This window comes from Actinokineospora sp. NPDC004072, from assembly GCF_053604195.1.
Map to the genome: position 1 here is coordinate 1 of NZ_JBSGHB010000015.1, position 20,522 is coordinate 20,522.

General features: G+C 74.3%; 19 protein-coding genes. 10 read left to right on the top strand and 9 right to left on the bottom strand.

Annotated features, from left to right (window positions below):
* Positions 1–251 precede the first annotated feature (251 nt).
* Positions 252–3,338 carry a S8 family serine peptidase gene (locus ACWEPX_RS22840; protein ID WP_451899247.1) on the bottom strand — a complete coding sequence of 1,029 codons (3,087 nt, stop codon included), beginning with the start codon at positions 3,336–3,338 and terminating at the stop codon, positions 252–254.
* A gap of 124 nt (positions 3,339–3,462) precedes the next feature.
* On the opposite strand from ACWEPX_RS22840, the gene ACWEPX_RS22845 reads away from it, so the two are divergent.
* The 8 genes from ACWEPX_RS22845 (at position 3,463) to ACWEPX_RS22880 (ending at position 10,785) form a co-directional block, all read left to right on the top strand.
* Positions 3,463–5,076: an nSTAND1 domain-containing NTPase gene (locus tag ACWEPX_RS22845; protein ID WP_451899248.1), complete on the top strand. Its 1,614-nt coding sequence runs from the start codon at positions 3,463–3,465 to the stop codon at positions 5,074–5,076.
* 45 nt (positions 5,077–5,121) lie between these two features.
* Positions 5,122–5,547 carry an HD domain-containing protein gene (locus ACWEPX_RS22850; RefSeq protein WP_451899249.1) on the top strand — a complete coding sequence of 142 codons (426 nt, stop codon included), beginning with the start codon at positions 5,122–5,124 and terminating at the stop codon, positions 5,545–5,547.
* Between the two features lies 1 nt (position 5,548).
* A complete protein-coding gene (locus ACWEPX_RS22855) occupies positions 5,549–6,691 on the top strand; it encodes a sensor histidine kinase (RefSeq protein ID WP_451899250.1) in 1,143 nt (380 codons plus the stop codon).
* A complete protein-coding gene (locus ACWEPX_RS22860) occupies positions 6,688–7,341 on the top strand; it encodes a response regulator (protein WP_451899251.1) in 654 nt (217 codons plus the stop codon). Before ACWEPX_RS22855 ends, ACWEPX_RS22860 begins: the two co-directional genes overlap by 4 nt.
* Positions 7,342–7,422: 81 nt before the next feature.
* On the top strand, positions 7,423–8,805 hold the full coding sequence (locus ACWEPX_RS22865) for a hypothetical protein (protein ID WP_451899252.1): 1,383 nt from the start codon (positions 7,423–7,425) through the stop codon (positions 8,803–8,805).
* Positions 8,802–9,197, top strand: a complete 396-nt coding sequence (locus ACWEPX_RS22870) for a FixH family protein (protein ID WP_451899253.1) — start codon at positions 8,802–8,804, stop codon at positions 9,195–9,197. Before ACWEPX_RS22865 ends, ACWEPX_RS22870 begins: the two co-directional genes overlap by 4 nt.
* Positions 9,198–9,206: 9 nt before the next feature.
* On the top strand, positions 9,207–10,271 hold the full coding sequence (locus ACWEPX_RS22875; protein ID WP_451899254.1) for a hypothetical protein: 1,065 nt from the start codon (positions 9,207–9,209) through the stop codon (positions 10,269–10,271).
* Positions 10,264–10,785 carry a hypothetical protein gene (locus ACWEPX_RS22880; protein ID WP_451899255.1) on the top strand — a complete coding sequence of 174 codons (522 nt, stop codon included), beginning with the start codon at positions 10,264–10,266 and terminating at the stop codon, positions 10,783–10,785. Before ACWEPX_RS22875 ends, ACWEPX_RS22880 begins: the two co-directional genes overlap by 8 nt.
* On the opposite strand, the gene ACWEPX_RS22885 is transcribed toward ACWEPX_RS22880, so the two are convergent.
* The 5 genes from ACWEPX_RS22885 to ACWEPX_RS22905 all read right to left on the bottom strand — a co-directional run bounded on the left by ACWEPX_RS22885 (position 10,772) and on the right by ACWEPX_RS22905 (position 15,071).
* Complete coding sequence (locus ACWEPX_RS22885) at positions 10,772–11,926, bottom strand: cytochrome P450 family protein (RefSeq protein ID WP_451899256.1); 1,155 nt, start codon at positions 11,924–11,926, stop codon at positions 10,772–10,774. The genes ACWEPX_RS22880 and ACWEPX_RS22885 overlap by 14 nt on opposite strands.
* Positions 11,923–13,038 carry an MAB_1171c family putative transporter gene (locus tag ACWEPX_RS22890; RefSeq protein WP_451899257.1) on the bottom strand — a complete coding sequence of 372 codons (1,116 nt, stop codon included), beginning with the start codon at positions 13,036–13,038 and terminating at the stop codon, positions 11,923–11,925. Before ACWEPX_RS22890 ends, ACWEPX_RS22885 begins: the two co-directional genes overlap by 4 nt.
* The gene (locus ACWEPX_RS22895; protein ID WP_451899258.1) at positions 13,035–13,550 is read right to left on the bottom strand and encodes a hypothetical protein; all 516 of its coding nucleotides are present in this window, start codon (positions 13,548–13,550) and stop codon (positions 13,035–13,037) included. The genes ACWEPX_RS22890 and ACWEPX_RS22895 overlap by 4 nt, the downstream gene beginning before the upstream one ends.
* A gap of 3 nt (positions 13,551–13,553) precedes the next feature.
* Positions 13,554–14,000, bottom strand: coding sequence for a helix-turn-helix domain-containing protein (locus ACWEPX_RS22900; RefSeq protein WP_451899259.1), 447 nt, complete (start codon positions 13,998–14,000; stop codon positions 13,554–13,556).
* A gap of 348 nt (positions 14,001–14,348) precedes the next feature.
* A complete protein-coding gene (locus ACWEPX_RS22905) occupies positions 14,349–15,071 on the bottom strand; it encodes a PaaX family transcriptional regulator C-terminal domain-containing protein (protein ID WP_451899260.1) in 723 nt (240 codons plus the stop codon).
* Positions 15,072–15,125: 54 nt separating this feature from the next.
* On the opposite strand from ACWEPX_RS22905, the gene ACWEPX_RS22910 reads away from it, so the two are divergent.
* Complete coding sequence (locus ACWEPX_RS22910) at positions 15,126–16,754, top strand: acyl-CoA dehydrogenase family protein (RefSeq protein ID WP_451899261.1); 1,629 nt, start codon at positions 15,126–15,128, stop codon at positions 16,752–16,754.
* Positions 16,751–18,064 (top strand): serine hydrolase domain-containing protein, encoded by a 1,314-nt coding sequence (locus ACWEPX_RS22915; protein ID WP_451899262.1) that lies wholly within the window; start codon positions 16,751–16,753, stop codon positions 18,062–18,064. The genes ACWEPX_RS22910 and ACWEPX_RS22915 overlap by 4 nt, the downstream gene beginning before the upstream one ends.
* On the opposite strand, the gene ACWEPX_RS22920 is transcribed toward ACWEPX_RS22915, so the two are convergent.
* The 3 genes from ACWEPX_RS22920 to ACWEPX_RS22930 form a co-directional block, all read right to left on the bottom strand.
* Positions 18,065–18,226, bottom strand: coding sequence for a hypothetical protein (locus ACWEPX_RS22920; RefSeq protein ID WP_451899263.1), 162 nt, complete (start codon positions 18,224–18,226; stop codon positions 18,065–18,067).
* Between the two features lie 73 nt (positions 18,227–18,299).
* Positions 18,300–19,877, bottom strand: a complete 1,578-nt coding sequence (locus tag ACWEPX_RS22925) for a solute symporter family protein (RefSeq protein WP_451899264.1) — start codon at positions 19,875–19,877, stop codon at positions 18,300–18,302.
* Positions 19,874–20,263, bottom strand: coding sequence for a DUF485 domain-containing protein (locus ACWEPX_RS22930; protein WP_451899265.1), 390 nt, complete (start codon positions 20,261–20,263; stop codon positions 19,874–19,876). Before ACWEPX_RS22930 ends, ACWEPX_RS22925 begins: the two co-directional genes overlap by 4 nt.
* Between the last annotated feature and the right edge of the window lie 259 nt (positions 20,264–20,522).

Genomic DNA, 20,522 nt, shown 5'->3' on the forward strand with positions numbered 1-20,522 from the left:
TAAGCGAAACGCCGCTTGGGCGTGAAGGCGGTGAAGGCGGGCGGAGCCCGTTCACGCCCTCGCAAGTTTAGCGGCGTTTCGCTCCCCGCGAATGCGAGTCCACCCCATCGGACTGTTGGGTGGGGCGGGGTGCCTTGGTTTGGTGGTTGCGTTGCTGCACATCGGTCGGTGGTGTGTGTGTGTGTGTGGTCTGTCGGTCTTGGTTGGGCAGGGGGCGGCGGTGTGGTGGATGCGCCGCCCCCTGCCGTTGGTTAGCGCTTGAGGTGGTAGGCGCGGATGATTGTTAGTTCTGCCACGGTGCCGGTTCGGTCTGTTGCCTTTATTCGCAAGGAGACCGGGGTGGGTTGGGGCGGGTGGTGGAGGAATGCCAGGGAGTTGGCTACTACCGCGGCGGGCTTCCAGGTTTGGCCGTCGTCATATGACACGTCTACCGAGAGCGATCGAGGTGTGGACAGGTTTCCGTCGATGCCCTCCAGTGCGACTGGGATCAGGAAGGGGGTGCCTGCCTTGGCTGTGCCCTCGGGGCTCAGGTAGGCGCCCGTTCGCACTGTCGAGATAGGAATCTCGACGAGGGGGGCCTCCTCTGAGCGGAACGTCCACGAGGCATCGATGCGGGTGCTAGTGCGGTGTTCGCGGGTTGCGGTGGTCGTCAGGCGGTAGGTGGCCGGGTCGGAGGGGACGGTGGCGTCGATGTAGCCGGGGATGGGGGATTCGGCGATCAGCTCGTCGTTGCGGTACAGGTGGGTTTGGCCTTCCTCGGATGCGGAGTAGCCCGCGTTGCCCGAGCTGTCGCCGAACAGGGGGATGGAGGCGTAGAGGATGTCGCCGAAGCGGTACACCGCGCCGTCGTCGGCGAGGGCGGGGGCGTAGATCGGGTTGTTCATCCGGAGCCGGTAGTCGCGGCCCGCTTCCCGCCTGCGCGCCGGGGAGTAGAGATCGGTGTCGATCGTCTCGTCGGTCTTCGACGGGTAGATGAACACGCTGTCGATCCAGGTGCCCGCGGTGCGGTAGTCGGTGTTGCGCAGCGGGAGGGGGCGGCGGTCGCCAGGCAGGCCGACGCCGAAGAAGCTGTCGGGCTCCAGGAAGATCGCGCCGCGTTCGCCCCACTGGCCTGCTTGCACGCTGTCGACCTGCGTCCGGGTGGTCGCCAGCTCCGACTGGGGCACCCGCCGCTCGTAGCCGGTGAAGGCGCGCCCGTGCTGGCGGTGGGCCAGGTAGTAGTCCGACCCGCCCCCGGACCACGACGCGGCGACGGTGGCCTCCAGCTGCTCGGGGGGCAGCGCGGGCCCCACGTGCGCGGTGAACACGTCGTCACCCATGACGATGCTGCCGAAGCCGCTGTCTGCGGTGAGCTGCACGGCGTAGGCGACGACCTCCCCGTGCGGGGTCGCCTCGCGGGGCGGGGCGAAGGCGACCGGCTTGGTCTGGCTGGTGTCGTACACGACCTCGCCCGGGCCGGTCACGGTGAACACCGGGTGCGCGAACTCGTACAGGCGGTCCCCGTCCTGGGTGAACACCTCTACGGCGTACTCGCCCTTGGGCACGCGCACGGTCAGCTCGCCGTTGTCGTCGCCGTAGAACTGCGGGTTGAAGGGGTCCTTGGCGATCATCAGCAGGTCGAACGGCAGGCCGCCCGCGTCGCCGCGCACCTTGATGGTGACGTCGTAGCGCTCGGTCTCGCGCTCGATCGCCACCGGCGTCCGCAGCGAGCCCGCGAGGATCGCTGAGGAGAACGCGCCGTCCTGGTCGGTGACGCGGGGGTCGGCGGTGACCGCCACCGTCGCCGTGCCGCCCGCGGGGACGGTGATCCGGCTGGGGCTCACGGTGAACATCCCCGCGGGCGCCCCCGGCTCCACCGCCAGGTCCGTGGTCACGTCCGCGGCGCCCGAGTTGCGGTAGGTCAGCTGCTTGGTGACCGGTTCGGCGTCGTCGTGCGGCCAGGGCTGGCTGCCCATGCCCAGTGACGGCGGATCGGTGTGCAGCACCTGCTCCAGCGAGGCGGGCACGTCCACCCGGCCCGCGCCCTGGTCGAACGCGGTGGCCCCCGCGGTCGGGCGGGCCGAGGCCATGAGCACCGACTTCAGCCGCGATCCCGGCCAGTCCGGGTGCTTCTGGGCCAGCAGCGCCGCCGCGCCTGCGACGTGCGGAGAGGCCATCGAGGTGCCGGAGGCGGCGACGTGGCCGGTCGTCCCGGCGCGGGCGGCGACGATCCCCACGCCCGGCGCGGTGATGTCGGGCTTGATCGTGGCGGTGCCTGCCAGCGACCCGCGCGAGGAGAACGGGGCGATGCTGTCGTCGCGGTCGACCGCGCCCACGGTGAGGGCGGCGTCGGCGCTGCCCGGCGAGGCGACCGAGCCCGGGGCCGGGCCGGAGTTGCCCGCGGCGATGACGAACAGCGTGCCGTGCTCGGCGGAGAGCCTGCCGACGGCCTCCTCCAGCGGGTCGACCTCCGGGGTGTCGCCGCCGCCCAGGCTCAGGTTGACGATGTCGGCGCCCTGCTCGGCGGCCCACTCCATGCCCGCGAGGATCCAGGACTCCTGCCCGGAGCCGCCGTTGTCGAGCACCTTCCCGTCGAGGATGCGCGCGTCGGGGGCGACACCGCGGTACTTGGCCCCGCCGCCCGCGATGGTGGAGGCGACGTGCGTGCCGTGCCCGTTCCCGTCGGCGGGGTCGGGCTCGTCGCTGAAGTTGCGCTGGCCCGCCTGCTTGCCCGCCAGGTCGGGGTGCGCCTCGTCGACGCCGGTGTCGAGCACGGCCACGGTGACGCCCGCGCCGGTCAGCCCGGCCGCCCACGCCTGCGGCGCGCCGATCTGGGCGGTGCTGCGGTCCAGCGACGCCCGGCGCACGCCGTCGAGCCAGACCTTCCCGTCGCCCTGCGCGACCCCCCGCCACAGCTCGCCGAGCTGCTGCGCCGACGCCGAGGCGGCGTGCAGGCCCAGCCCGCCCAGCTCCTGCGTGGTGACCGCGCCGGGCACCGGGTCGGTCGTGATCAGCGGCAGCCGGTCGCCGTACCCGGCGGCGATGAGCCCGGTGACGTCGAACAGCCTGCGGTCGAGCCTGCCTTCGGCCAGCGGGCGCAGCGCGTCGGCGGGGGTGACGTGCACCCGGTCGCCGACCTTGCGGATGGCGAAGCCGATCCCCTCGCGGCCCGGGGCGGGCAGGACGACCGGGGTGCTGCCGCGCAGCAGCACGCGGTCCCCGGTGACGAGGGTGGCCGACTGCGCGGGCTCCGCCCCGGCCGGGGCCGGGCGGGGTGGTTCCGCGGCGGCCGGGGTGGTCGCGGTCAGCGCCAGGACCAGCGCTGCTGCGACCGGAAGGGTTCTCCTCGGTGTTGGCAAGTTCTCCTCCTGTGAATTCAGACCGGCGACCGCGAACGCTAGGGGCGTTCGGGTTGTTCAGCGGGCGTCGATGGACGGTGAACAACCATCCGTGAACAATGGGTGGCGTCGAAAGGGGGTCGACGTGCCGCGACGGGAACGCCCGCTGGAATCCGAGGAAACCTCATTGCTCCGGTTCGCCGGTGATTTGCGCAGGCTCCGGGGGAAGGCGGGCACACCCACCTACCGCGAGCTGGGCAAGCGGGCCAACTACTCGGCCGCGGCGCTGTCGGAGGCGGCTGCGGGCAGGCGCCTGCCCAGCCTCGCGGTGACCCTGGCCTACGTCGGGGCGTGCGACGGCGATGTCGGGCAATGGCGGGCGCGGTGGCAGGAAATCGCCGCCGAGTCGGCCGCGGAACCCCGGAGGCGTCGTGCTCCATATGTCGGTCTGCGCACGTATCAAATGGCGGACTCGGATATATTCTTCGGCCGGGAGCAGACCACGGCGAACCTGCTGGAAATGACCGGCGAACGGCGATTCTCGGGCGTCTTCGGCGCCTCGGGGTCGGGCAAGTCGTCGGTGCTGCGCGCCGGTCTGGCCGCCGCGGCCCCCGGGCCGGTGCTGGTGCTCACCCCCGGTCCGCGCCCGGTCGAGGAGTGCGCGCTGCGGCTGGCCGGGCTGCTCGGGAAGACCGCCGCCGCGGTCAAGGCCGACCTCGCCGACCCGCGGAACCTGCACCTGCTGGTGCGGCAGGCCGCGCCCCAGCGCGACCTGCTGATGGTGGTGGACCAGTTCGAGGAGGTGTTCACCGTCAGCTCGCCGCGGGAGCGCGAGTGGCTGATCACCGCGCTGACGGCCGCGACCGCGGAGCCGACCAGCAGGCTGCGCGTGGTGATCGGCGTCCGCGCGGACTTCTACGGCCACTGCGCCCGCGATCCGGCGCTGGTCGCGGCGCTGCAGGGCGGGCACGTGCTCATCGGTCCGATGTCGACGGAGGAGCTGCACCGGGCGATCACCGAGCCCGCCGCCCGGGTGGGCGCCGCCGTCGAGCCCGCGCTGGTGGCCCGGCTGATCGCGGACGTGGCGGGCAGGCAGGCCGCGCTGCCGCTGGTCTCGCACGCGCTGGCCGAGACCTGGGCCCGGCGCACCGGCGCGGACCTGACGCTGGCCGCCTACGAGGCGGCGGGCGGGGTGCGGCACGCGATCGCCCAGACCGCCGAGGCGGTCTACACCGACCTGCTCCCCGAGGCCCGCCAGGCCGCCCGCCTGCTGTTCCAGCGGCTGATCGCCGTCGGGGAGCACACCGAGGACACCCGCCGCCGGGTGCCCCGCCACGAGTTCGGCGGCCACGCCGCGCTGCTGGACCGGCTGGCCGCCGCGCGCCTGGTCACCCTCGACCGCGACACCGTGGAGCTGGCGCACGAGGCGCTGATCGGGTCGTGGCCGCGGCTGCGCGACTGGCTGACCGAGGACCGCGCCGCGCTCATCGCGCACCGCAGGCTCACCAGCGCGACCGAGGCGTGGGAGGCGCACGGACGCGACGTCGACTCGCTTTACCGCGGTGTGCACCTGGAACAGGCGCGGGAGCTGCGCGACCGGCTCTCGGCGCGCGAGCGCGCCTTCGTCGACGCCGGGATCGCGGCCGAGGCGGAGCGCACCGACCTGGCGCGCACGCGCGTGCGCAGGCTGCGCCAGAGCGTGGCCGCGCTCGTCCTGCTCGTCCTCGCGTTGGCCTTCGCGCTGGTGCTGTCCATCTGAAGCGGTCCGTAGCTGCGCCACGCCGGACCGCGCTACTTTCCAGGCATGTTCACCGAGGCGGACGCGGTCCGGATCGCGCGGGACGCGCACCACGGGCAGGTCGACAAGTCGGGGCAGCCCTACATCGGGCATCCGCTGCGGGTGATGGCCGCGCTGGCGGGCGAGCACGAGCGGATGGCGGGGGTGCTGCACGACGTCATCGAGGACACCCCGGTGACCGCGGACGACCTGCGCGCGGCGGGCTGCCCCGACGCGGTGGTCGCGGCCGTCGTCGCGCTGAGCAAGGCCGACGGCGAGCCCCAGGACGCCTACCTGGCCCGCGTCGCGGCGAACCCGCTGGCCGCCGCGGTCAAGCGGGCCGACATCGCCGACAACACCACCCCGGCCCGGATGGCCGCCCTCGACCCGGCGACGCGGGCCCGGCTCACCGCCAAGTACGCCGCCGCGCTGGCCTTCCTCGACCGCCGCTGACGTGGACGTCAAGCGCTCCCTCACCCGGCAGTCGCTGGTGGTGGCCGGGGTCTGCACGGTCACCGACGCCTGCCTGTTCTGCGTGGTCGGCCCGCCGCCGGGCTGGCCGCTGGGGCTGCTGCTGGGCTGGCTGCTGCTGGCCGACGCCGCCCTGGCCGCCCCCGCCCGCTTCGCCGGGGTGGTCGCACTGGCCCACGGCGCCCTGCTGGTCGTGGCCTGCCTGCTGCTCGCCGACTTCGACGGGCTGCGCGTGCCCAACAACTCCGGCCTGCTGGTCGCGGGGTTCCAGGCGGGCGCGTGGCTGCGCCGCCTGCCCGCCGCGCTGGTGCTGGCCGCGATAATCGGCGCGTTCGTGGCCAGCGTGCTGCTCGCGGGCCGCTACGGCGGGGACTGGGCGGTCGTGGTGTTCGCGGGCATCGTCCCGAACACCGTGCTGCCCTGGCTGGTCGGCAGGCACACCACCGCGCGCCGGGCCTACCTCGCCGACCTGGAAGCTGAAGCCGAGCTGCGCAGGCGCGACGAGCGGGTGGCGGTGCAGCGCGCGGTGGCCGAGGAGCGCAGCGCCATCGCCCGCGACCTGCACGACACGATCTCCCACCACGTCAGCGCGATCAGCATGCACGCGGGCGCGGCCCGGCTCGGCGTGGCCGAGGACGGCCCGCTGCGCCGGTCGCTGGCGGAGGTGGAGTCGGCGAGCCGCTCGGCGATGGCCGACCTGCGGCGGATGCTGGACCTGCTGCACGGCAACGACCCCGGCGCCCGCAACCAGCCCGGCCTGGCCACCGTCGACGAGCTGGTCGACGGCGTGCGCGCGGCAGGAATGCCGGTGCGGCTGACCGTGCGCGGGGCGCCCGTCGCGGTGCCCGGGTCGGTCGACGTGGCGCTGTACCGGATCGTGCAGGAGGCGCTGACCAACGCGCTGCGGCACGGCGGCGGGCCGGTGGAGGTCGAGGTGGCCTACCGGGCCGACGGCGTGGGGTTGGCCGTGGTCAACGACCTCGGGCCCGGCGCGGAGCGGACCGCGTCCCGGCTGGGCCTCAAGGGCATCCGCGAGCGCGTGGCCGTCTTCGGCGGCGAGGTGTCCTACGGCCCCGACCGCGGCCGCTGGCGGACCGCGGTCAGCATCCCCTTGGAGCATCCGTGACCGTGCGCGTGCTGCTGGCCGACGACCACGCCATGTTCCGCTCCGGCGTGCGGGCCGTCATCGACACCCAGGACGACCTCGACTGCGTGGCCGAGGTCGGCGACGGCGACGCCGCGGTGGCCGCGGTGGCGCGGCTGCGCCCGGACGTGGCCCTGCTGGACGTGCGCATGCCCCGGCTCGACGGCATCGCCGCCACCGAGGCGATCCTGGCCGCAGGCGCGGGCACGCGCGTGCTCGTGCTGACCACCTACGACCTCGACGACTACGTCTACGCCGCCCTGCACGCGGGCGCGAGCGGCTTCCTGCTCAAGGGGACGCCGCCTGAGGAGCTGGTCGCGGCCATCCGGGTCGCCGCGCGCGGCGACGCGCTCATCGACCCCGCGGTGACCCGCAGGCTGATCAGCCGGTTCACCAGGAGCGTCCGGCCGCCGCGCACCCCGCCGGAGCTGGCCCGGCTGACCGCGCGGGAACGCGAGGTCCTGCTGCACATCGCCGAGGCGCGCAGCAACGCCGAGATCGCCGCCGCGCTGCACGTGGGCGAGGAGACGGTGAAGACGCACGTGTCGCGCGTGCTGGCCAAGCTGGGCCTGCGCGACCGGGTGCACGCGGTCGCCTACGCCCACCGCAACGGGCTGGTCGACCCCCCGTAGGGGCGGTGTCCCCCGCATTGGGGATGCCCGATCCCCCTCGGTCCGGACGCCGCCCGCGGCGGTGATCACTACCGTGGGCGCATGGGGGTTCGCAGGGCGTTCGTCGGGCTGGCCGTGCTCCTCGCCGGGGTGGCGGGCGCGGGCACCGCGCTGGCCGACGGCCCGCCCGGGGCGGCCGACCTGCACGTCGCGCAGACGTTGGGCGAGCGCGAGCTGACGGTGGTGATCCGCGGCGTCGAGCCGGTTCCCGGGCCGCTGCGGGTGGATGTCGTGACGCACGCGGGCACCGCGCCGGGGACGCTGCGGCTGCGCGCGGCGGCGACGGGGGCGACCACTTCGGACGCGACCAGCGCGCCGAGCGAAGCCGCGCTCGCCTTGACCGACCGCCCCGGGCCGCACTCGGCGACGCTGCGGGTGGACCGGCCCGGGCCGTGGGAGCTGGCGCTCGACGACGGCGAGCGGGTCGCCCGCATCCCGTTCATCGTGCCCGAGCGGATCGTCTCGGCCTGGGAGAAGGCCGCCTACGGCGGGTTCGTCGCCGCGGGCGCGCTCCTGCTGATCGCGGTCTTCGCCGCCGTGCGGGCGCGGCGCGGGTGGGTGGCGCTGCTGCCCGCCGGGGCGGTGGTGGCCGCGCTCGCGGTCGGGGTGACGGCCGCGGTGCTCTCGGCGAGCCTGCCGCCGCCGGTGCCGCCGGGCCTGCTGACCGATCCCACCGACGGCGCCCCCGCGCCACGGCTCTCCACAGTGGACTACTCCCGGCCACCGGCGAACCTCGTGCTCACCGCGGACGGCGCGGTCGGGCGGCCGCTGGACCTGCGGCTGGACCTGACCGACACCGGCAGCGGCCGCCCGGTGGACGACCTGCTGGTCCGCGACAACGCGCTGATCCACCTGGTCGTGGTCGGCCCGACCGGCAGGCTGTGGCACCTGCACCCGATCCGGCTCGGGCCCGGCGCCTACGAGGCCCGGTTCACCCCGCCCGACGCGGGCGAGTACGCCCTCGCCGCGGAGCTGTCCCGCCGCGGCGGCGGGGTCCAACTGCTGCGGAAGGCGTTCACCGTCGGCGGCCGGGGAACCGACTACGGCACCGCACCCGGCCCCGGGACGCGCGAGGTCGGCGGCACCCGGGTGACCGTGGCCGCCACCGGGCTGACCACCGAGGCCGCCACCGCGATCACCGCCCGCTTCGGCGACCGCGCCGACCTCCAGCCGTGGCTGGGCATGGCGGGCCACCTGATCGTCGTCGGCCCGCTCGGGTCGTCGGCCGCCGAGGCCCCGGTCTGGGCGCACGTGCACGCGATGCTCCCGCCCGCCCTCGGCAAGCCGGACGAGACCGTGGCCGCCTTCGGCCCGGAGGTGTCCTTCGCCTACCGGTTCCCGCTGCCCGGCCGGTACCGGCTGTGGGTGCAGGCCGAGCGCGGCTACGCGGTGCTGACCGCGCCGGTGGAGGTGGTCGTGCGATGAAGGCCGTCGCCGTGCTCGCGGGGCTGGTCGCCGCGGTCCTGCTGGGCTGGCTGGTCTGGCCGACCGGCGGCGGGCCGACCGTGCTGCGCGCCCAGGCGGGCGAGCACGTCGTGGAGCTGACCATCGCCGAGCCGCGGATCGGCGCGAACGAGGTCCGGCTGGCCATCACCGACGCGGGCGGGCGGCCCGCCGAGCTCGACGAGGTGACCCTGGAGCCGGTCATGCCGCAGATGGGCCACATCAGCGCCCCCGTGCCCGCCCGGCCGGACGGCCCGGGCCTGCGACGGGCCGAGCTGGCGCTGAACATGGGCGGCCAATGGGTCATCACCGTCACCCTGCGCGGCCCGGACGGGACCGCGGACGTCGACTTCCCCTTGCTCGTCAACGGATAGAGGACTGCCATGCAACCCACCGCAACGCGGGCGGACACCGCACGGGGCGCGCTGCCCGCGGCCGTCCTGCTGGGCGCGACCCTGCTGTCGCTGGTCGGGGCCACCTGGGACATCCAGTGGCACCAGGACGTCGGGCCGGACACCTTCTTCACCGTGCCGCACCTGCTGCTCTACGCCGGGGCGGCGATCTCGGGGTTCACCAGCCTCGCCGTCGTGCTGGCCACCACCGCGGCCCAGCGCGCGGGCCGGGCCGTCGACCCGGCCGTCGGCGGTCGGCCGGTCCGGATCTTCGGCGGGATCTTCACCGCGCCGGTCGGCTACGTCGTGGCCGGGACCGGGGCCGCGCTGTTCCTGCTCTACGGGCTGTGGGACCTGTGGTGGCACACCATCTACGGCTTCGACGCGGTGATCGACTCGCCGCCCCACATCGGCCTGCTGCTCGCCGACACGATCACCACGATCGGCGTGATCATCGTCTGCGCCGCGGGCCGGGCCAACCGCTGGCTGACCGCGGCCGCGCTGGGGGCCGTGGCGGTGCTGCTGACCTCCAGCACGATCACCGTCCTGGGCCTGAGCCAGATCCCCGGCCCGGTGCGCACGACCGACGTCGGCACGGCGTTCCTCGCGGTGCTGCTGCTCGCCGTCGCGGCGGGCTTCATGGGCAGGCTCGGCGTGCTGGCGGCGGCGGGCCTCGTGCTGGCCCTGCAGCTGGTGTTCTGGTGGTTCGCGCCGTGGGCCGCCCGCGCCTACGCCGACGCGGTGGGGCTGGCGGTGCGCGACTACAGCGACGGCATCCCGGTGACCCCGGCGCTGGTGCCGTTCTGCCTGGTGGCCGTGGCGGCGCTGCTGGCCGTCGGCCGCCGCGCCCCGGTGCTGGCGGGCGGGCTCGGCGGCCTGGTCATCACCGCGTGCGCGCCGCTGCAGCGGATGTGGATCTTCGACGCCCCGGCGCCCAACCCCACTCGGATGATCATGACCTGCGTGGCGGGCGCGCTGCTCGGCCTGCTCGCCGGATACCTGGGCGCGCGCTTCGGCGCGATGCTCCGGCTGACCTCGGGAGTGCGTGATGCGTAAGGCGTTGGTGGCCCTGCTCGCCGTGTGCGGGCTGCTCGTCGGGTCCGGGACGGCGCTGGCCTACCCGCCCGTCGAGACCGTCCACACCGAACAGGTGCAGGCCGGGCCGTACCGGCTGGCGGTCGGGTTCAGCGTGTGGCCGCTGCGGTCGATGCAGTCGCTGGACTTCAGCTTCGTCCCCGACAGCGGCATCGCCGACAAGGCAGGCGAGCTGACCCTGATCACCCCCGAGGGCCGCGAGCGCGGCCCGCAGCCGCTGGCCCGGCACCCGCGCGCCCGCGACGTGTGGGGGCTGGACGTGTTCGCCCTGACCGGCGAGGGCACGTGGACGCTGCGGTTCGCCGTCGCGGGCCCGCAGGGCGAGGGCATCGGCGAGCTGGCCGTGCCGGTGCTGGAGCAGCCCGGCCCGCCGATGGGGCTGAGCTGGGCGATCAGCGTGATCCCGCTGATCGGCCTGATCGCGTTCCTGGTCGTCGCATGGCGGCGGACGAAGGGCCAGCTCAGCCGAGCGTGACCGGCAGGGCGACCAAGCCGCGGTTGCGGAACGACGGCTGCCAGCGCAGGTCGGCGGCCGGGACCGCGAGGGCGCACCCGCGCCCGAGCAGCTCGGCCACCGCGATCTCGGCCTCGACCTGGCTGAGCCGGGAGCCGAAGCTGCGGTGCACGCCGTGGCCGTAGCTCAGGTGCGGGTTGGGGTCGCGGTCCAGCCGCAGCGCCTCCGGCTCGGCGAACACGGTCTCGTCGTGGTTGGCCGACGCGATGCCGAGCAGCACGGTCTCCCCCGCCGGGATCTCGACGCCGCCGATCTCCACGTCCTGCACGGGAAAGCGGCGGATGGCGAACTGCAGCGGCTGGTCGTAGCGGGTCAGCTCGGCCACCGCCGTGGGCAGGTCGCCGACGGGCTGGTCGTGGGTGAGCAGGGCGCGCATGCCGTTGCCGATGAGGTTGACCAGGTTCTCGTAGCCCGCCCAGAGGGTCAGGAACGCCATCGAGACCAGCTCGGCCTCGGTGAGCCGGTCCTCGTCGTCGCGCGCGGCGACCAGCGCCGACAGCAGGTCGTCGGCCGGGTCGGCGCGCTTGGCGGCGATGAGGTCGACGAGGTAGCCGTGCATGCCCGCCACGGCGTCGCGGGCGGCCGTGGCGGGCTGCCCGGGCGCCGGGGCCAGCAGGGTGCACGTCCACTCGCGGAACCGGGCCCGGTCGGCGGGCGGCACGCCCAGCAGGTCGCCGATGACGCGCAGCGGCAGCGGGGCGGCGAACGCGGCGATCAGGTCGAACGGCTCGCGCAGCGGGCAGGCGTCGAGCAGCTCGGCCGCCGCGGCGGCGATCGCCGGGGCCAGCGCCTCGACCCGGGCCGGGGTGAACTCGCGGGCGATGAGCGAGCGCAGCCGGGTGTGGTCGGGCGGGTCGAGGTTGAGCAGGTTGGCGTCCAGGGCGGGCGGCAGGGCGAAGCCGCGGTAGCCTGCGCCCGCGTTGGCCCGGTTGAGCGAGAGCCGCTGGTCGGCCAGGCAGGCGCGGACGTCGGCGTAGCGGGTCACGACCCAGGCGGGCGAGCCGTCCGGTGTGGACACCCGGTGCACGCCGCCATCGGCGCGCATGCGGGCGTAGGTCGGGTAGGGGTCGGCGTGGAACGCCGCGTCGAACCGCACGGTCACCTGTGCTCCAGCGTCGCGAAGGCGCGGGAGACCCGCACCAGCCAGTCGGTCTCCGCCTCGGCGGGCGGCGGGGCGGCGGGCGGCGGGGCCGCGGCGCCGACGTGGGCGCGGGACAGGGCCGCGGCGATGGCCGCGGCCTCGACGTGGGCGCGCAGGTCCTCGCCCGCGAGCCCGGCAGGCGCCTGCACGGCGTCGGGGTCGAGGTACGGGCGCAGCCACCGCCTGCCGTCGAGGATCTCCACGACCCGCCGGTGCAGGCGGAAGTCCAGGTCGCGCACGGTGGTGCGGCCCGCGGAGGGGTCGAGGGCGAGGTCGGGGTTGGCGGTGCGCAGCGCCGACCACAGCGGGTAGAGGTCGCGGTAGGCGCGGTAGTCGTGCATCCAGCCGCGCAGCGCCCGCACCTGCGGCCCCCAGCCGGGGACGCTGAAGCCGATCAGCGTGAGGATGCCGCCGACCCCCGCGCCGAGGCGGGCGACCACCTCCCAGTCGGCGGGGTCCAGGCCCAGCGGCCCGGCGAGCACGTCGGCGTAGCGGGCGGCGACGTAGACCAGCCCGCCTGCCGCGCCGACCGCGGCCAGCCGCAGGCCCCGGCTCAGCCACCGGCCGCCGACCGCGCGGGCGTAGCGCAGGCAGCGCACCACCAGCAGGTACTGGGCGACGGCGAACGCCGTGACGTACAGCATCAGGTAGAGGGCGTAGCGCCAGTTGCCCGCGTACCGGATGACGGCGGTGGTCGAGTCGTCGGTGTGCAGGTCCGCCAAGGCGAACAGGCCCGCCATCGCGGCGACGAGGCCGATGAAGGCGTAGGTCTGCTTGCGCACCCGCGGCCGGGCCTCCTCGACCGGGCGCTCCCAGTGGGTCAGCGCGGCGAGCTGGCTGGCCGCGACGCCGATGACCGCGGCCTGCGACAGCAGCAGCGCGAGGTTGGGCACCCCGCTGACCCGGCTGACCAGGCCCCACACGCGCGGGTCGCTGATGGTGAACGTCAGCCCCATGAACAGGTAGAACAGCGCCACCGCGACCGCGCCGGGCCCCCGGCCGCGGCCGAGCAGCTTGAACAGCAGGCTCACCCAGGCGATGCCCGCGCACACCGGGTACAGCACCGCGTTCATCGCGGCTCGCGGTGGGCCGAGTGGTTGAGCGAGTCGGCGATGCGCGAGGCCACGTCGTCGCCGGGGTCGGCCGAGGGCGTGCGCAGCACCTCGGCCAGCAGGTAGGCCATGATCTCGGCCTGCTGCTCCTGCTCGTCGCTGTAGGTGGTGCGGGCCAGCATCGCGCGCACGAGTTCGGGGTCGATGTCGGGGAAGAGCCCGGCCACCGGGTCGTCGCCGCCGCTGTGGCCGCAGATCAGGTGGCCGATCTCGTGCAGGATGATGTGCTCCTGGTGCGCGCGGCTGGTGTCGGCGTCGTAGAAGACCCAGTCGGCGTCCTGGGTGGCCAGCCAGAGCCCGCACGGCTGCGCGGCGTTCATGGCCACCGGCACGACGTGCAGCGGCCTGCCGCGGGCCGCGGCCAGGTGCGCGCAGAGCCCGGCGAGGTCGGCGCGGGCGGGAAGGCGGAGGGCGGCCAGCAGCCCCCGGCACTGCCGCCGGAGCCTGCGCAGGACCGCTCTGCGCCCCACCACCGGCTACTCCGGCACGGCGTCGGTGACCGGCGGCAGGCCCTGCTGGCGGCGGGCCTGGTCGAGCATGGCGATGATGAGGTCGAGGTTGGACTGGGGCAGCCCGACAGCCCGCTGGGCGATCCCCACGACGCCGCGCTCGCGCAGCATCTCCAACTGCTCCAGCTGCCTGCGCACCCGCTCGCCCTGGCCGTCCTCGTCGTCGAAGAAGTAGCTGGGGTTCACCCCGAAGAACCGGGCCAGCGCGAGCAGCAGGTCCGTCGACGGGCTCGTCCGCTTGCCGGTGCGCAGCATGGACAGGTAGGCCCCGCTCACCCGCAGGTCCGGGTTGGCCTTCTTGATCTCGGCCGCCACCTCGGCGTTGGACCACTGCCTGCCGTGCGGGCGGCTGATCCTGAAGAGCCGGTCCAACCTGCTCGTCAGCGGCGTGGGCCCGCCGTCCGACATGGGCATCCCCCAGGGGTGTGTCGCGGAAACAGCCGAACCAGTGTCTCAGGGTAACTGTGCGTTGACAACACGCCCTCCCGGACCACTACGATGATCGCGGTGGATTAACTGGCAGTTATCCACGGTTCGAGCAGGCCCGAACTGGGGGTGTGCCGTGTGGCGGGACAGCGCCGTCCCGCCACACGGGACCGGGGCCAGAGGGAAGAGAGTTCCGCGCTCGACCGGCCTGGGGGTCACCGGGAGCGCGGAACCGCACTGATCATACCGCCTACCCCCGGGGCGCGCGCAACGGGATTGACGGATTGATCTTCACGAGGCTGCCGGTCCCCCAGGCGGCCCGCGCGCGATTCGGCCTCAGCCCACGGCGGCGCGCATCGACATGAGCCACTCGCGGTACTGCGCGTAGCGGGCGCGCAGCTCCTCCCCCGGCCAGCCCGCGGGTCGCAGCTCGGGGGGCAGGACCGGGTCGGTGAGCAGGTGGCGCACGGACATGGCGACCGCGGCGAAGCGCATGGCCGGGTCGTCCGCGCTGGCCGCGATCGCGTCCAGCAGCGCTCGCCCTTCGGCGGCCCAGGCGGGCAGGTCCCACAGCGCGGCGGCCAGCTCCGCCGGGTCGCGCTCCGGGCGCGCGGTCAAGCGCATCGCCGCCGCGGCGACGCCCTGCGGCCACGGGCGGGCGAGGTTGGCCGGGCGCAGCCACACGCCCTCGCGCAGCTCGGCCAGGCGCAGGGCGGCCAGGTCGGCGCGCAGGGCGGCGCGGTCCGCCGAATCGCGGCCCGTCGCGGTGATGACGGCGGTCTCCCACTCCCCCCGCCACGGGGTCGTCTCCGGGTGGACGGCGGCGTCCTGCCTGCGCTGGCGGGCCAGCAGCCGCGGGGAGAGCGTGTAGCGGCCGTCGGCGCGGTGCAGGTCGCCCGCGGCCACCATGCGCGAGAGCGCGGCGCGGGCGGCGGACTCCGCGACCCCGACCAGGCCGACGGTGGCGACGAGCTCGCGCGCGCTCATCGTCGGCGGGTGGGCGCCCAGCAGCATGCTGAGCAGCGCGGAGCGGGCCGAGACCGGGCGGACGGTGGGCACGGCGGCGATATTACACTCTTGCCACGGTCGCCGGAGATTCGTAATGTCGAGGGCATGACAACCACCGCGCCGGTCACCAACCAGCCGCCCCCGCTGGCCCCGTACGACGCGGCCGCCGACCCGGCCCTGCTGGAGGGGCTGCGCCGGGAGGGCGCGGGCTGGGCCGAGGCCGACATCCGCCGCCTGGGCGCCACCGCGGGCGGCGAGGAGGCCCAGGCCTGGGCCGAGCAGGCCAACCGGTACCCGCCGGAGCTGCGCACGCACGACCGCTACGGCAACCGCGTCGACGAGGTGGACTTCCACCCCAGCTGGCACCACCTGATGCGGGTGGCGATCGCCGAGGGCGGCGCGGCGTCGGCGTGGGCCGACCCCCGCCCGGGCGCGCACGTGGCCCGGGTCGCGGTGTCGCTGGTCTGGGGGCACACCGAGGCCGGGCACGGCTGCCCGGTGTCGATGACCTACGCGGTGGTCCCCGCGCTGCGCCACCAGCCCGAGCTGGCCGCGGTGTACGAACCGCTGCTGGTCAGCCGGGTCTACGACCCCGGCCTGCGCCCGCCCGCAGGCAAGCGCGGCATCCTGGCAGGCATGGGCATGACGGAGAAGCAGGGCGGCTCCGACGTGCGCACCAACACCACCACCGCGACCCCGACCGGCGAACCCGGGGTGTACGCGCTCAACGGGCACAAGTGGTTCACCTCCGCGCCGATGTGCGATGTGTTCCTGGTGCTCGCCCAGGCCCCCGGCGGGCTGTCCTGCTTCCTGGTCCCCCGCGTCCTGCCCGACGGCGCCCGCAACCCGTTCCACATCCAGCGGTTGAAGGACAAGCTGGGCAACCGCTCGAACGCCTCGTCCGAGCCGGAGTTCCACGACACCCTCGGGTGGCTGGTCGGCGAGGAGGGCCGGGGGGTGAAGACCATCATCGAGATGGTCAACCACACCCGCCTGGACTGCGTCGCGGGCACGGCGACCCTCATGCGCAAGGCCCTGGTCGAGGCGGGCCACCACACCCGCCACCGCGCGGCCTTCGGCGCCCGCCTCATCGACCAGCCGCTCATGCGCAACGTCCTGGCGGACCTGGCCGTGGAGTCCGAGGCGGCGACGGCGCTGTCGCTGCGCCTGGCGGGCGCGACCGACCGGGCGCTGCGCGGCGACGACGGCGAGCGCGCGTTCCGGCGCATCGCCACCGCCGTCGGCAAGTACTGGGTGACCAAGCGCGGGCCCGCCTTCACCGCCGAGGCGCTGGAATGCCTGGGCGGCAACGGCTACGTTGAGGAGTCCGGCATGCCCCGGCTCTACCGGGAGGCGCCGCTGCTGTCCATCTGGGAGGGATCGGGCAACGTCAACGCACTGGACGTGCTGCGGGCGCTGGGCCGCTCGCCGGAGACCGCCGAGGCGCTCATGGCCGAGCTGGCCGCCGCCCGCGGCGCGGACGCCCGGCTGGACGCCGCGGTGGAGCGCATCGGCCGCGAACTGGCCGACCGGGACGGGCTGGAGACCCGGGCGCGGCGCGTGGTCGAGCTGATGGCGCTGGCGCTGCAGGGCGCGCTGCTGGTGCGCCACTCCCCGCCCGCGGTGGCCGACGCCTTCTGCGCCACCCGCCTCGGCGGCGACTGGGGCCACGCCTTCGGCACCCTGCCCGCCGCCGCGGACACCGGCGCGATCCTCGACCGCGCGCTGCCGTGATCGAACCGCCAGCTCGCCGGGGGTGGGACCTCGGCAAGCTGATCGCCGAGCACGGCGTGCCGGGCGCGCAGGTCGCCGTGCTCGCAGGCGGCGAGATCCAGGCCGAGGCCGCCGGGGTGCTCAACCTGCGCACCGGGGTCGAGACGACACCCGATGCGATCTTCAAGGTCGGCTCGATCACCAAGATCTGGGTGGCGACCCTGGTGCAGCAGCTGGTGGACGAGGGCGCGCTGGACCTCGACCGGCCGGTGCGCGACTACCTGCCCGGCTTCCGCCCGAGCCACCCGGCCGCGCCCACCACCCGCCAGCTGCTCACCCACACCAGCGGCGTCGACGCCAACCACTTCTTCGACACCGGGCACGACGCGGGTTCCATCGGGAGGTTCACCGACGCCATCGCCGCGACGGAGCTGTTCCTCCCGCCGGGCGCCATGCTCTCGTACTCGAACAGCGGGTACGTGGTGCTCGGCAGGCTCGTGGAGGTGTTGCGCGGCAAGCCCTTCCACGATGTGCTGCGGGAGCGCCTGGTGGCTCCCCTTGGCCTGGCCACCGTCTCGACCGACGCCGACGAGGCGATCCTGCACCGGGCGGCGGTCGGGCACGTCGAGGGGCGCGGGCAGCTCGTGCCGACGAAGGTGTGGGCGGCGGGCTACGGCACCGCGCCCAGCGGCTCGCACCTGGCGATGAGCGCGGGCGAGCTGATGGCGTTCGTCCGCATGCACCTGGCCGATCCCGCGCTCGCCGCGCTGCGCGAGCCCCAGGTGGATTCCGTCCCCGACTTCGGCGGCGGCGTCACCGGCTGGGGGCTGGGCTGGATGCGCCACCGGGATGGCGTGGTCGGCCACACCGGGGTCAGCAAGGGGCAACTGGCCTTCCTGCGCGTCGCCCCGGCGGCCGAGGTGGCCGTGGCCGTGCTGACCAATAGCACCGGCGCCGACGCCTTGGCCTACGAGATCATCGACGCGGTGCTCGGCGACCTGGCCGGGGTCCGGACGACGCCCCTGCCCGTCCCGCCTGCGAATCCCGCACCCCTCGACGCCCACCGCATGTGCGGCACCTACCGCACGACCCTCTACGACATCACCCTCGCCGAGGAGGGCGAGCTGGTCTACCGCCCGCGCACCCCCCGGGCCGAGTCGATCCTGGGCAAGGCGGAGGACCGGGTGCCCGTCGTCCGGCTCGGCGGGGATTCCGTCATCACCGCCGCGCCGCGCGGCGGCCGCCACCAAGTCCTGTCCGTGGTGGGCAGCGACGGGAGCGGCCGCGCCCGGTTCCTGCACAACGGCGCGGCCGCCTACCGCGTCGCCTGACTACTCCACGATCAGGACGGCCGCGGCGCGCATGCCGTCGTCGTCGCGGTCGTCGTCGTCATCGCCGTCGTCGTCGCCGCAGGCGGCGAGCAGCGGGAGCAGGGCGAAGCTCGCCAGCACGGCGAGCATGCGCGGTGACCGGCGCGTGGGGTCGAGTGCCATGTGGGGCCAACCTTCCTCAAAGGCGATCAACGCCGGTGACGTACCCGGCCGCGGGCAGGCCCAACCAGGCCGCTCACCGCAGCCCGGAGCCCAGCCCGGTCAGCGACCGGACCTCCATCTCGGCCTGCTTGCGCCGGTCGGCGTCGTCCCGGCCGAGCACGGTGCCCAGGTAGCCGAACAGGAACGACAGCGGGATCGAGACCAGGCCCGGGTTGCTCAGCGGGAACCAGTGGAAGTCGACCCCGCTGAACACCGAGTCCGGGCTGCCCGAGATCGCGGGCGAGAAGGCGATCAGCACCAGGGATGAGACCAGCCCGCCGTACATCGCCCACAGCGTGCCGCGGGTGTTGAACCGCTTCCAGAACAGCGAGTACAGGATGGTCGAGAGGTTCGCCGACGCCGCGATCGCGAACGCCAGCGCGACCAGGAACGCCACGTTCTGCCCGTTGGCGGCGATCCCGCCCGCGATCGAGAGCACGCCGATCACGACGGCGGTGATCCGCGCGACCTTGACCTCGGAGCGGGTGTCGGCGTCGCCCCGCTTGATGACGTTGGCGTACACGTCGTGGGCGAACGACGCCGACGCGGTGATCGTCAGGCCCGCGACCACGGCCAGGATCGTGGCGAAGGCGACGGCGGCGACGACGCCCAGCAGCACCGTCCCGCCGATGCGGAAGGCCAGCAGCGGGGCCGCGGAGTTCTCCCCGCCCGGCGCGCTCGCGATCGCCTCCGGCCCGACCAGCGCCATCGCGCCGAAGCCGATGACCAGGGTGCACAGGTAGAAGGTGGTCATCAGGCCGATGGCCCAGGTCACCGACCGCCGCGCCTCCCGGCCGTTGGGCACGGTGTAGAAGCGCATGAGCACGTGCGGCAGGCTCGCGGTGCCGAGCACCAGGGCCAGGGCGAGGGAGATGGAGTCGAGCCTGGTCGTGTCGGTCGCGCCGTACTTCGCGCCCGGGCTGAGCACGGCATCGCCCAGCGGGCTGCGCTCGGCGGCGCCGCGCAGGATCGCCGAGAGGTCGAAGCCGAACTTGCCCAGCAGGAACACCGTGATCATGCTGACGCACAGGATCAGCAGCACGGCCTTGATGATCTGGACCCAGGTGGTGCCCTTCATGCCGCCGACGAGCACGTAGAACAGCATGATGAGGCCGACCACCGCGATCACGGCGGCCTGCGCGGTCTTGTCGTGCACGTCGAGCAGCAGCGCGATCAGCCCGCCCGCGCCCGCCATCTGCGCGATCATGTAGAACAGCGAGATGACCAGCGTGGCGTTGGCCGCCGCGGCGCGCACCGGGCGCTGGCGCATGCGGAAGGCGAGGACGTCGCCGAGGGTGAAGCGGCCGGTGTTGCGCAGGCGCTCGGCGATGAGCATCAGGCCCATGAGCCAGGCGACGACCCAGCCGATGGAGTACAGGAAGCCGTCGTAGCCGTTGACCGCGATCGCCCCGGACACGCCCAGGAACGACGCCGCGGACAGGAAGTCGCCCGCCAGCGCGATGCCGTTCTGGCCGCCGGTGAACCCGCTGCCCGCCGCGTAGTAGTCCGACTGCGTGGCGTTGCGGCTGCTGACGCGGTAGACGACGTAGAGGGTGATCAGGACGAAGACGGCGAAGACGCCGATGTTCAGCGCCTGGTTGGTCGGTGTCACCGCTGCCCCACCAGCGCCCGCACGGCGTCGGCGTCGGGGTCCACGGTGCGGCGGGCGTGGCGCCCGTACAGCAGCGTGATGACCACAGTGGAGACGAACTGGAGGACCCCGAACAGCAGCCCGACGTTGACCGCGCCGAACACCGGCGTGCCCATGAAGTCCGGCGCGTAGGCCGACATCAGCACGTACGTGAGATACCACACGAGGAAGAACGCGGTGGCGGGCAGCGCGAACCGGACGGCGCGGCGGCGCAGCCGCTGGAACTCGGGGCTCTGCTGGAGGGCGACGAAATCGATGCCGCCGTCGGCGTCCCGATAGGCCGGTGCCACCTCGGGTTCGGGCTCGAACGTGGCGAACCCGGGGCGCGCGGGCAGCGGCTTGGTCATCGGGGCCCCTCCAAGGCGAAAACACTCACCCACCGAAAGAATCCGCGCGCCGGCGGGAGCGCCCAGCCTAGCCGGCGATCGCGCCCAGTCAAGAAACGCGGTGCGCCATTTCCCGGTGAAGAAATTACCGGTCCGGACCTCGTTGTCGCCGGACGATCTCTGACTTACGATGCCGGTCCGACTGGTTTGGGCCGCGCATCCCGGGAGGTAGGCGAGAGAGTGGCAGCCGCAACGCCATCCCGGGCCGGTGCGCCGCGGG